The 13,454-nt window shown below is 44.9% G+C and carries 8 protein-coding genes; all 8 read right to left on the bottom strand.

Annotated features, from left to right (window positions below; translation table 11 throughout):
• Positions 1-27: 27 nt before the first annotated feature.
• The 8 genes from B4G81_RS06705 to B4G81_RS06670 all read right to left on the bottom strand — a co-directional run bounded on the left by B4G81_RS06705 (position 28) and on the right by B4G81_RS06670 (position 13,288).
• The gene (locus B4G81_RS06705) at positions 28-3,267 is read right to left on the bottom strand and encodes a glycosyl hydrolase (RefSeq protein ID WP_294081215.1); all 3,240 of its coding nucleotides are present in this window, start codon (positions 3,265-3,267) and stop codon (positions 28-30) included.
• A 66-nt stretch (positions 3,268-3,333) separates the two neighbouring features.
• Positions 3,334-5,103: an alpha-L-rhamnosidase C-terminal domain-containing protein gene (locus tag B4G81_RS06700; protein ID WP_294081214.1), complete on the bottom strand. Its 1,770-nt coding sequence runs from the start codon at positions 5,101-5,103 to the stop codon at positions 3,334-3,336.
• A 21-nt stretch (positions 5,104-5,124) separates the two neighbouring features.
• Positions 5,125-6,033, bottom strand: coding sequence for a glycoside hydrolase family 43 protein (locus tag B4G81_RS06695; RefSeq protein WP_294081213.1), 909 nt, complete (start codon positions 6,031-6,033; stop codon positions 5,125-5,127).
• 157 nt (positions 6,034-6,190) lie between these two features.
• Positions 6,191-8,443 (bottom strand): alpha-L-rhamnosidase C-terminal domain-containing protein, encoded by a 2,253-nt coding sequence (locus tag B4G81_RS06690; protein WP_294081212.1) that lies wholly within the window; start codon positions 8,441-8,443, stop codon positions 6,191-6,193.
• A gap of 39 nt (positions 8,444-8,482) precedes the next feature.
• Positions 8,483-9,391, bottom strand: coding sequence for an AraC family transcriptional regulator (locus tag B4G81_RS06685; protein ID WP_294081211.1), 909 nt, complete (start codon positions 9,389-9,391; stop codon positions 8,483-8,485).
• Positions 9,392-9,457: 66 nt separating this feature from the next.
• Complete coding sequence (gene rhaT, locus B4G81_RS06680; RefSeq protein WP_294081210.1) at positions 9,458-10,486, bottom strand: L-rhamnose/proton symporter RhaT; 1,029 nt, start codon at positions 10,484-10,486, stop codon at positions 9,458-9,460.
• Between the two features lie 3 nt (positions 10,487-10,489).
• Entirely contained in the window at positions 10,490-11,755 is a 1,266-nt protein-coding gene (locus B4G81_RS06675) for an L-rhamnose isomerase (RefSeq protein ID WP_294081209.1), read from the bottom strand.
• A gap of 48 nt (positions 11,756-11,803) precedes the next feature.
• Positions 11,804-13,288, bottom strand: coding sequence for a rhamnulokinase (locus B4G81_RS06670; protein ID WP_294081208.1), 1,485 nt, complete (start codon positions 13,286-13,288; stop codon positions 11,804-11,806).
• Positions 13,289-13,454: the final 166 nt, after the last annotated feature.

Raw genomic sequence — 13,454 nt, 5'->3', positions numbered from 1 at the left:
AACCAAGACTTTAGGAATTTTACATTCTCAATACTTCACCGACTGGATGGTTACGGGACCGAAAAGACCGGAGGGTTGTAACGGGCTCTTTGCATTATATGGATTTACAAAGCACCATGTCTTCCTTTGTGCTTCAGGGAGCTGTTGGTCACCGATCAGACGGTTCATCCAATTGTTGACCACCTCGATTTCCAGTTCATTCTCTCCCGGTTCCACAAAATCAGAGATATCGAGTTTGTAGGGATAGGTCCAGACACCACCCGCGTAACTGCCATTCACACTCACTTTTGCCATTGCGGTGAGATTGCCCAAGTCGATTTCGACAGCCTTATTCTCTTTGGATTCCGGCATAGAGAACTTGATTTTGTAATGTGCCGTCCCCGAGTAGTATTTGATGGATTCATCCGATGATGTGGTCCAGTCATGAAGCGTTTCAAAGATCACCGGTTCGGCAGGTCCCCTGAATGCGGGGTTGAAACTGACACTCCATGGGCCTTTTAAATCCTCAATGACGTTAGGAGCAGGATAATTATCCTGAATATCAGTTAGGTTACTCTTTTTGGCTTTCTCCCTGAATACCATGAAAACGCTTTCATACGGAGCCAGTTTGGTTGGTACGGAGGTTGTTTGTGCCTTTATTTCAAAAGCAGGGAGGGTACGGATCGATCCGGAGGTTGCCTCCCATAATTCAGGCTGTTTTCCGGTTACCCTGAATTCAGGATGGATAATTTTCTCCTCCCCGGTCTGGTTGGAGATAAAGTAAATATCAATACCTCCCAGCGACCTATGGCCGTAATGAATGGAATTGTCTTCGGGCAGTTTGCAATCGGGTGGGAGTTGGATCATGCCAAATACCTCTTCCAGGGTGAGTCCGTTCATAATCTCCCCTTTTCCATATTTTCTGCTTTTCACGTTTACACCATCCACTTCACCCCATAATTCTGCGGCCATTTCCCGGACCTGCCGGTCGGCTTCCGGTTGGTTCTGGAGGCTGGGGGAGCGGTCTGGCGCCGCCCCGAGTACTATGGCTCCCTGGTAAACCAGTTCCTTGATTTTTGCCAATAACTCCGGCCGCATAGTCTCCTGTTTCGGGAGAACCAAGACCTTGTACTGCGTACCATGGGGTAGGGTTACCAATCCATCCTTCACCGTCATATCCCTGATGATTACTTCGGCATTCATATAATCGAACTGGTAGCCTATCGGTAGGGGAGGATCTGCCACGCCTGTCATTTTGGGGGCATCTTCACCGATAAAATAGGCGACATCGGCCACATTGAGCCCTTGTTGCAACATGAAATTCGACCGTTTAAGATATTGTGAAAAGAGATCCATTTGTGAGAACCATGTGTTCTTACGGTCGAATTCATTTCCGAACCAGGCATTCACTCCCGGATTCTTATCTTCATAAGGTTGCATGATATAGAGATGCAGCAGGGTGTTATTGATTCCCTCTGCAAAGAAGCGGTCGGTACGTTGTTTCATCATCGCCGGATAGCGTGAATAGGCAGGACCGCCCGATGTGTTGGATTCGGCGGATATCTTGGTTTTTCCGTAGATATGCCCGGCAGAGGTAGCCGCCCGGTTTTCAATATCACCCAGTTCACCCTGGCTCCAGAACTCCCCACCGATCTCATCGGACTGTCCGCCATACATCAGGAACTCTCCGGGGAATCCCCAATGACCGTAGTTCTCCAGCCAGGTGGTCAATCCATATTGGTGGCTTACGTCTCTCAGACCACCCACGTAATCATATGCCACCTTGTCCGCTATCATTCTCCTTAAATCCCATAAGAACCGGTCCGATTCCTGTGGGCTGTTCACCACATACCCCCTGTAGACCGGCAAGTAGGGAAGAGGGTCATAACCGTATCTTCCTTTGAATTCTTCCAAGAATCCATCGGTAAAGTTCTGGCCTCCGGTTTCATAGCTGTCCTGCACGACCACCTTGAATGTTTTCCGGTCGGCTTCCGGGATTTTCCTGAGTATTTCACCGATAAACGCGTCGAAATGAACGGCAACCCATTCCTTGCTCATTTTGTCTATCTCGAGGCCGGTCGCCTCGGGTGAGGCAGGGCCGTTGGTTACCTGTGTGGGAGTCATCCCCATACGTAATATTTTCCATTCTCCTTCCGGCACGTCCCAATTCAATGTTCCGTCGGGAGACATCTTGTCGGAGATATCAAGCACCTGATCGGCCGTGATCATCAGCGACTTGTCATCCACTTCCGGTTGATCTGCCCACATATAATCGCCCCAGTAGGGTAGTGGTGTAGGATGCATTTTTGCCAATATTTTTTCACTATAGCGTTCCACACGGGGGATGGCGCTCAGGTTCACTTCCGCTAGTCCCGCGTTCTGCGGATGGTAATTCAATACCAACCTGAATTCCGAAGCAGAGGTGGCCGGTAAAGAGATCGTGACCGGTGCATAGCGATCGAAGCCGACGTTGAGAGCAGGATTTGACCTGTTAATCACAAATCGGGATACAGTGCTGAACTCGTTATTATTCCCTTTTACCTGTAGTTCGGCATCTGCCTTGAAGGGCGAGGGGGTTGTCTGGATAGTCAGGCTTCTGGCAGTAAACGGTTTGTCCGTTGTAAAGGTGATTGCCATATTATTGCCGGGTAAATTGATACCGGTCCGGGGATTGTTATCCGTCAACGCCGATAGGTTGGAGATGACGGGAGATGCCACAATTTTGGCGTTGTTACTATTCAATACCATCCCTTCTCCGTTTATGGACGGGATGGCGATGACTTTCACATCCTGGAACATCTCATGTGGCTGTTCGAGCGGTTGTGTTATTTTCCGGGGTCCTTTCACCACTACTTCCGAGGAGGCGAGATAACGCATCGCCTGTTCAGGTTTGACCCATGGTCCACCCGATTGGCTCCAGCCGGGAGAGTTGAAAATGCCAATCTCTATGTCCAGTTCCGTAGCCGTTTTCAATGCGGTATGCAATATTTCCCACCACTCGTCGCTCAATACTTTGATCTTCCCGAAAGGGAGGTCGTCCACCCCAATATTCCCGATAAAAGCACGGTTAATCCCGGCTTCCTTCATGGCATGCAGGTCTTTTACAGCACCCTCTTTCGAAATGTTATCGGAGATCCAGTACCAATAGACACTGGTCTGGATTGAATCGGGCGGAATTACAAATCCATTTTCTAATGCAGCAGATAATTGCTCTGATCTTATTTCTGGATTATATGTACATGATCCACAGATAAGAAGTGATATAGTAAGATAATGAGTGATCTTCATTGGATTATATTTTACTTATATGGGGCATTTTATCAACAATTGTTACATATGATGATGTTTTAGTATTCATCTTACAACCTTTATCTCCTTTGGCGCATCTACTTCACTCTTTATTTTGCCGTCGGCTTGTTTTACATGCTTGACTGTCACAATACCATATGGTGTAGGGAATGTGCCCTCTGCAAAAGAGAGGTCGCCCAGATTGGGTTGAATTCGGATTACTTTAGCGCCCGGCTCCACGACCTGGATACCCAGTACGTGTGCGGTCAGCCAAGCAGTAGGTCCCGATGCCCATCCATGGCAGAGGCTGGCCCTGAGGCCGACATAACAATGGTCACCGCCATCGGCGTGGATATTGAACTTCGATGGTTCGGGTAGTTGGTCGATAGGGGTGGCATTCACGCGTTTGGCATAGTTGAAATCTTCCCAGAAGGTGGTGGCGCCCAAATCGAGCATCGCGCCCCAATAATCGGAAATAATATCCATCGCTTCCCGGTATTTACCGTCTTTAGCCAATGCCTCCAGCATGTAATAGCCGTAGAAGGTGGCAAAATCATTGGCTCCGTTGTTGAGTATGACCGGGGATGCCTTGGTAGGAGACAATATACCGGCCAAAGCGAGTAGTGAAGCGGCTTGTTTATTTCCATGATCAACCGGGCGATGTTTTCTCAATGATCCGGCTGTTTCTGCACATAGTTTGCTGATTTCACCGTCGTTCAGCCATCCGGCAATATCCTTTCCGGCTTCCATGGCCATAAGCGTCAGGGATTGGAGACCGGCGTGGATAACATCCTTCTCATTAGCCGTGGGCCAATCAAGGAAGCGCCCTCCATCAAGATTTTCCTTGCCGTTTTTATCTATTTTTGAAATGATCTGATTGAGCAACCCGGAGAGATAGGGCTGTTGCGCTTTCAAATAATCCAAGTCTCCGTTATAGAGGTAGAGATCGCGATGGGCGATGATCCACCATAGTGAGTAGGAGGAAATGCCGTTCATCCATCCGGGCAGGGGAGTGGTGTCCCTTCCGAAATCAAGACTTTTCCTCACCACTTCCTGATCACCGAACACGGTGCTGATGGTCATGATCTCCGGATGTATATCTCCCAGCCACACCAACCTGTCACGCTTTATCCCGTCCCACAGGTATTCCTGCATATTTAGGTGGACGGTATAGGCTCCCGTCTCCCATATTTCATTCAGTTGTTCGTTATCACATTTGAATGAACCCAAATAAGGGATGTCCCTGTACCGGAAGATTCCTCTTACAGACCGTATCGGCAGGTTGACATCCTTGTCCAAGAGGTCTATCCTGACAAATCGGAATCCGGAATTTCCCACCTCCACAGTGCCCAGCCAGGGTATCTCCAGCGTATAATCTCTTAACGAGTGGTCATTGGTGGCAGAATTCATCCCCGGTACACTATTGTCTATCGCGTTACTCATTGCTTCGGAAACCGATTCACCTAAGCGTACACGGACTTTCAACGCTTTCTTTTCTTCCCTTATCGCGGCGGCTATTTCTATTCCTCCATATATCTCCGTTCCGAAATCTAGTAGTATGGATGCCTGTGCTTCGTCATCCGACCGCAGTACGCACATGCCTGATCCATTAGTGGATAATTGCCCGTCGAATTTTGTAAGAAGCACTTCCGTATTTTTTACCTGTTGATTTTTATTGTCTGATTGCCATACGACTTTCACAGGGGTGATGTAACTCCTCGTAATTTCATCCTTGTCCAGATTATTCCGGAAATTTTCAGTCAGGACATTTTTTTGCGCATGGATACTTCCTGTAAATAATAGCGCGAAAGAGAGGGTGATAAAAATATTTTTCATATGGTTGTATATTTTTTTATTTTATTCTTTTTCTATACGGAGGTTTCCGTCTTCATTGAAATAGAGTTTGCTTATATATGCAATGCGGTCATCCGTCGGCTTCGGCGCATCGAAATCTCGATGTGCATGATATACAATAAACAACTCATTACCGTCGAATGATTCTACTATGGAGGAATGCCCGGGAGAGGAAATACGCATCTTTTCATTAGTGGAGAGTACGGGATTATTTTCGTCCTTGATCCATGGACCGAGTGGATGTTCAGCCCTCGCGGTTCCAATCCCGTAATGACTATAAGAAGTGTGGTTTGCTGAATAGGTCATGTAATAATTCCCTGCATATTTTAATACAAAAATACCTTCATTGCACCGGTTGGTTGCATAGTCCACTTTCTCCCATTCCTGTGAGGCTTCACCCACAAGCACCGGTTCACCTTCGAATCCTGATAAGTCTTTAGTTAAGCGCACAGCGTAATTTTTCCCATAGGAATAATTATCCTTTACTCCATTTTGACTGAAAAAGAGATATGGTGTTTGATTCCGGTCATCATCCACGAATATATGGCAATCGATGGCAGATTTCCCGATATTGAACCAGGGTGCGTAAAGTTCACTGAATGGCCCTTCCGGCTTGTCGCTTACGGCCAATGCGGAGAGGAGAAGACCACTCTCCTTGTCAAGGGATGAGTAGGTGAGATAAAACTTTCCCTGATAATATTTCACCTCGGGCGCCCAAAAGAATTCTTCCCCAAAATGATTTTCAGAAGGACGAAAAAGTGGCCCTTTATATTCCCATGTTGTAAGATTATTTGAGATATAGTAATCGAAGCCATTGTCGGGATTAGAAGTGCCGGTCATATAATAAGTTCCATTATGTTTGTATACAAACGGATCTCCAAGTGCGACAGATTCTCCGTCGCTTGTTTTCAATTGTATATTGAACTCAGAATGATGATTTTTACCCGTGCAATTAAGAAAAATCTGTATGATAAATAATAAAAGAGAGAAATTATAAAACTTCATTAGACATTATATTTATTCAAGAAATAAGTTAAATGATAATTGAATGATGATCGTAAATTTTTATTCAACGTTCTACTACAAAAGTCCATTTTCCTGAGCCAACATCCTCCATAACTGAAAAATTTCCTTTTTGTATATATTTCGCCGACTGGCCATTGATATATATAGTTTGGCTTCCGGTATAGAAAGGGAGGTATATCTCTGCGGTTGTATTGGCAGGAATATCCACTTCAAGCCGGAACGACTGTCCGGGATTATTGGTGAAACTGACCGTTACATCGCCTCGAATAGTGGGATGTTTGATTTCGGCCGATTTGAGTGGACCCGGCTGTGGCTTGATGCTGATCTTACGGAATCCCGGTTCCAGCGGTTCGATACCCATTAGTTTTCGCGGAATGAGGTTGGCAGGCGCGGCACCCCAGGCATGATTCCAATCCTGGTTAGGTTTGTATTTGTTGTCCCATGCTTCCAATGTGATCGTGGAACCTACCTGGATCATGTTGTACCAGCTCCTTTCTCCGGTAGATGTCAGTAGCTGCAATCCGTATTCCGGATCATTGGCATCATAGATGGCGTCAAGCAGGAATTGTGAGCCGTAAACACTGCAGGCCATCCCACGGGAACGGATAAATTTCAATACCCCGTCGATCTGTTTTTCGGGCACCAGCCCAAAAGCAAGCGGGAACATATTGGCATGAAGTGACGCATGATTCGTTCCGATGCCATCCATATACACGCCTCTTTTGTGATCGAAAAGATATGTATTAAAAGATTGCTTTAGTTTGGCGGCACGTTTGTCATAAAACTTCCGGTCATCTGTCTTACCCAATGTTTCCGCGATTTGCGCCATCAAAACCAGCGTCCTGTAATGGAAAGCATTGACTACCGTGTTGATATCGGTGAAGACAAATCCATCGGTTTCACCGCCTTCTTCCTTCTCCAACCCGAGAATGCCGGTATGGGGCCAATCGATAATATCACGTATTTCCCCGTTGAAATGGACTGATTGAAGTACTTCCGGCGTTACCTTCCCGGTACGTGTACTGATAAATCCATTCTCATCGGAGAGCGCCATCAGGGTTTTTGCCTGAAGGTCTTCATAAAAATGTGCCAAAGAGAGTGTATTACCGGTGTACATATAGTCCTCCCATGCTATGAGAACAGACTGTAGGTGCCATTCGGTCGGCCATGTCGGTTTCCGGATGAGGTATTCATGTGTGTATCGCGCCATGCTGTAGTCGCGTGCCACAGCGTAATGTGATAGTTGATTAATTAGCGCATCCGCCTCGTAGGGAATTCTTTCCCGGTCCCCATCGACATATATGCCGAGGAAAGAGGTCGCTTTAATAGAGTATTTGCTGATATCCCACACTTGGTTGAGTATGGTGTCGGAACTATGGAAGTGAGAGTCGAAATCGTTGAACGGATAAAAAACTGTCTCCCTTACCAAGTCCTTTTCCTGTAATGGATGGTTATAATTCTCAATTTCACAATAGCGGAACGGAGTTACTTCCCCGATATATTCAGGCATCAGTACCGCTTGTGCTCCGGTATTTCTTTTATCGGGACGAATGGTGACCAGATAAGTTTTCCACCCTTTATTCAATCCGATCTTGTATTGGGAGTAACGGATTGAAGCCCCCGGGGAGCGGTTCACTGCACCGTTTTTTTCTGTTTCACCCAAGTGGATGATTACACTGTCGGTTCCGGTATCAGAATAGAGATTCACCCTGATTCTGCCGAAAGCTGCTTTCCCGAAATCGGCAAAATGACGGATCTCGCCAATCCTGTTGATTTTTACGGGATATTCGTCTTGTTTCTGTATCGGGTATCGGTCTGTGGCGTAATCAGTTAGTTCCTCGGCTGTTTTAAAAGCTGAAATTTCAGAAAACCCTGATTCTTCACCCTGCTGATTCCACGTTTTCACTTTCCAGAAATAGACCTTTCCCGGTGCAAGTTGTTTACCGCTATAAAGAACATTGGCAGAACTGTTTTTATCCACTTTTCCCGAATCCCACAGATCAGCTGAATCTTTCAGTAAGAAATCCTTCCGGGAAGCAACCAGTAACCGATAAGCTGTTTGCCGAGTATTTTCTTTTTGTGCGGGCACTATCCATCCGAAGAATGGCACCCGGGCACTTATCTCTGTAAACTGGAAATTTTCCCTTTGTGAAACAGCTTTTTCTATGGGTGTAGTGGACGGATAACCGTTCAGGTACACCTTTCCGGTCCGGGATAACAGATTAACTGTTAATCCATGAGGAACAGATTGCTTCTGTGCATGAACAACAGTCAATAAGAAAAAATGTAAAGACATGAGTAATATTATTTTTTTTATGCCCATGTATGACTGATGTTAGCTGTTGTTATATTTTACCCTTCCCGCATTTCTGTATTCCATAGGGGTGACTCCGACTCTTTTTTTGAAAAATGATAAAAAGTATTCATAGGAACTAAAATTCAACTCGTAAGATATCTCCTTTATTGAATAATTGGTTTCAGCCAGTAATTCTTTCGCTTTTCTTAATTTCAACTCTTGAAAATATTGTGAGGGGGCATAACCGGTATACTCTTTGAATGATTTCCTGAATAAAGAGTAGCTGATTCCCAAATTCGTGGCGATACCTTGGATGTCAATATCTTTATGAATATTTTCGATCATAATGACTTTTGCCCGTTCAATTTTTTGTGCAGATTCCTTCGATTCGAAATTTCTGTTTTGTGCCAGCGAGAGAATGGTTCCTAAGATATTAAACACAATCCCTGCCAGATTCTGCTGGGCTGCCGTTTTATCCTCTTTCGCTACTTTGATGGCTGTAGAAAACAGGTTCACAAGATCTTCGTTCACACCTACATTCAGGATTTGATTCTCCGGAGATATGAACCCATTCTCTACAATATCATCAATGATTTTTCCTTCAAGGCCGATATAATATTCGTTCCACCCGGTTTCTTTCAACGGGCAATAGGTATGCCACTGGCCCGGGAAAAGGAAAATGACCTGCCCTTTGGCAATATTCGTCTTTTTAGTGGCATCGGAGGAGAAGACGCCTTTTCCTTTACTGATATATACGATCTGATATTCTGATAATACTCTCCCGCTATTGGGAGTGAAGTAGTAACTTTTAGGATGATCGGTGGAAGGATAGACCATATTAGGCGTTATGGGTTGAAAACCCACTGTGCTGACAGTCAATCCGAATTTTTTATCCCTTTCATTGACCAAAAGGTATTTAAAATCAATGCCGAAATCATTGTATCTCATGTTTTCTCCGTTTAGATTTGCCTTTTATTTCTATTGTGGTCGAAAGATAAAAAAAAAATCTATAAGCTAAAACATATTAGGTATCACCAAAGAGAATATCAATACCGCCATACCGATGACCAGGAAGAAGACTGCTTTTCTTCCTGCACCTTTCCATTCTTTCAGGATAATACCCCATACGTTGCTGAAAACTACATTCAGTGACATCAGTATACTCCATGAAAATGCCATCATCACGCTGCCCGGTTCAAAGAAGCTCTGTCCCATACCCAATCCGAAGAACTGGGTGTACCAGAGAAGTCCTGCCAGTGCACAAAACAGAAGATTATTTATTAAAACAGGTCGCGATGAACGTTTTATCTCACCACCGGTTTTATTTTTCCGGTTCATATAGAGGCAATAAACCAGATTGGTTATAAATCCGCCAATGGTGACCAGCAGCGTGACGGGATTCTGTGCAAATAGTCCTTTTGCTCCTGCTGCAATGGATGCTTCCTTTACCGGTGCTCCTGCACTCAATCCCAGATTGAAACAGGCACTCATTACGCCTGCAAACAACGCGATGAGAAGTCCTTTCTTGAGTGCAAAATCCTTGATTGCTTTTTTTCTTTCTTCTTCGGACATATTTTTCGAACGAAGGCTTCCGGCATACCCAACCAATGCGATACCTGCCAGGGTGACGGCAACGGCTAACAATAAAACCAATCCTTTGGGCGAGAAAAGATCCGTACCGGTAAGCATCGCAGGAATAATTGTACCGAAAGCGGCACAGGTTCCCAAAGCTACTGATTGACCGAGAGCAATGCCCAAAAAACGCATACTCAATCCAAAAGTCAATCCTCCTACACCCCAAAGTATTCCGTAACCTATAGCTTGCCATGAGGCAGAGGCGTTGGCGGTATAAATTCCGATTAAATCGGAAGGATTATTGGCCATGACTGCCCCCAAAAGAGGGAAGATCAGCCATGCGAAAACTCCCTGCATCAGCCAGAAGTTTTCCCACGACCATTCCTTTATTTTATTGATGGGGACGTATGAGCTTGATTGGCCCATACTTCCCACAGCAATAATGATTAACCCCAGAATTGTATTCATCGTTTAGACTCGTTTAGAGGTTACCCTGTCTTCATACTCCTGGATATCATTGATATATGCGTCACCGATAGGCCTTTTCTTCTGCAGGCAATAGTAGTTGTAAACAGTATTCCAAGGCATCGATTTCAATTCTTCCAGATAAGCCATCCGTTGGAAATTCTTATCCTGCTTCTCGAATTCCCTCAGCTTTTCAGTCGGTTCGAGAAACGCTTGCAGCATGGCTTTTTGTGTGGAGCGGATACCTACTACATAAGCACCCAGACGATTGATGGCCGCATCAAAATAATCAAGACCGACATGCACACGGTCGGCTTGTCCGGAGCGGATAATTTCCTGAGAGAGAGCCATTAGCTCATCGGTCAGGATTACCACATGATCACTGTCCCAGCGTTCCGGGCGACTCACATGCAGATTCAGTTCCGGAACAAAATTCAATATGGCAGAGATTTTGTCAGAAATTACCTCGGTTGGGTGGAAATGTCCTGCGTCGAGAGTCAGCATCATATTGTTTTTTACTGTGTATCCCATGTAAAATTCATGTGATCCCACCACATAACTCTCGCTGCCGATACCGAATAGCTTGCATTCCATACAATCTTTTAGATAATCGGTACTGATCTTTTCAGAAAGAACGTCATCGAGGGCTTCTTTTAAGAGTTGCCTGTGGGCGAAGCGGGAAACGGTTTTATCCTTCTCTCCGTCGGGGAGCCAGATGTTATGGACACAAGGATCCCCTTGTTGGCGTCCCATCTCTGCGGCAATGCGTCGACAACGGCGGAGGTGTTCTTTCCAGAATTCCCTGATCTCGGGGTCGAAATGCGACATGGTATATCCGCTTTCACTTTTAGGATGGGAGAAGAAGGTTGAATTGAAATCGAGTTTCACACCTACTTTCTTTGCCCAGTCGATCCATGATTGGAAATGTTTCGGTTCAATCCGGTCGCGATCCACGAACTCACCTCCAAAATCGCCATAAATGGCATGGAGGCTTATCCTGTGTGTGCCGGGAACTAATGAGACCACCTTCTCCAGATCGTTTCGTAACTCCTCTATTGTCCTGGCTCTTCCGGGATAGTTGCCGGTTGTTTGAATACCGCCGGAAAGCCCGCCGCCCGGATTTTCAAATCCCAAAACATCATCTGCTTGCCAACAATGGATGGATATGGAGAGATTGTCCAGTTTCTCCATGGCTTGCTCCACATCTACTCCTAAGGATGCATATTGTGCTTTTGCATCTTCATACGCTTTTTTCAATTGTTCTTCTTTCATACGATTATTTTATTTTTACATTCAATCATCATCACATCACCGAATCATCTATATTTCCCTGTAAACACTTAAGTAATCATTGTAGTGATTATTCCATAGTACTCTATCTTCGGGCTCGAATATGTCAAGATCAACAGAATTCCGTACGATTTGGCGCATCTCTTGTTTATTGTGGACTATGCCGGCGGCTTTAGCCTGCAGTAAAATATTTCCCATCGCCGTAGCTTCCGACGGTCCTGCTACTACCGGCATGCCGATAGCATTTGCCGTAAAGGCGTTGAGTAGTTTGTTTTGGGCGCCTCCTCCAATAATATGTACAGTATCGATAGGGAATGTGGCCAATTCTTGCAGATTTGCTAAAACCTGTCTATAACGGAAAGCCAGACTTTCGTAAATGCAACGGGCTATTTCTCCCATTGTTTGAGGAATAGGCTGGTTTGTATCTTTACAATAAGTCTGTATGGCGGTGGTCATAGAGCGGGGAGCTGCAAAGCAGGGTGAGTCGGGATTGATAAAACATTGAAATGGTGTTGATTGTTTTGCTGCAGCCATTATCTCCTCATACCTCACGGTTTGTTTATCTTCCCATTCCTTTTTACATTGCTCAATCAACCACATTCCACAGATATTTTTTAACAGGCGGATTGATCCGTCCGCTCCCCCTTCATTGGTGAAATTCAATGCAAAAGTCTCTTCGTTGATGACAGGCTCTTCCGATTCTATCCCCATCAGCGACCATGTTCCCGAACTTAGATAAGCGAAGTTTTCATTTCTTGCCGGTGTAGCCAGAACTGCCGAGGCGGTATCGTGACCGGCTACGGCAACGACGGATAAATCCTGTAATCCTGTAAGGCGCTGTACGGAAGAAGATATATTCCCTATTTTGTATCCCGGAAATACTTGCATGCCAAAGTGATTACTATTCAGTTGCAAGGCTTTGAGGAATGACTCTTCGAACTGTTTTGTGTAAGGATTGAGCATTTGTGCCGTGGAGGCGATCGTATATTCAGTGACCATTTCTCCTGTCAATAAATAAGAAAGCGCATCCGGCATAAATAATATCTTATTGATTATGGGGTAGATAGGTGAATTATCTCTTAGCAGGGTATCCAATTGGAACAACGTGTTGAAGTTCATGATCTGAATTCCTGTTTTTTTATATGCCTCTTCCCTGGGAATCTTGGTGAAAAAATGTGTCGGAGCATCCATTGTGTGGGGATCCCTATAACTATAAGGCATACGCAACGGCTCACCGTCCTTCCCGAAGCAAACGAAGTCTACCCCCCATGTATCAATACCCAGCGATTTGACAGGTAACTTATGTGATTTAACTTCCCGCAATGCCTCTATTATTTGATTGTACAAATGAAACAAATCCCAATATAAACGACCGTTTATTTCAATGATCGGATTGGGAAAGCGGCTTATTTCCTTCAACTCCAACTTGTCGTCCTGCATGGTTCCCAGTATGGCTCTACCGCTGCTGGCGCCTAAATCGATAGCCAAGAATGATATTGAATTATTTACGCTCATGATGAGGTTAGATTCGATTTTTTTTTTAGATTGTTTGCAAACGTACACGATAAATTGAATATATACAATCAGATAAATGATTTTATGACTGTGTTTTTTGATAATGCATCACGCATTTTTTTTATGCCAAAAATAATAGAAGAAAAATCAATTATTGAATGAACGG

The sequence above is a fragment of the Proteiniphilum sp. UBA5384 genome (assembly GCF_002410825.1).
In the GTDB taxonomy this organism is placed as follows: Bacteria; Bacteroidota; Bacteroidia; order Bacteroidales; family Dysgonomonadaceae; genus Proteiniphilum.
The sequence above is the reverse complement of the archived record's forward strand: the minus strand, read 5'-3'. Positions and strand labels throughout refer to the sequence as shown.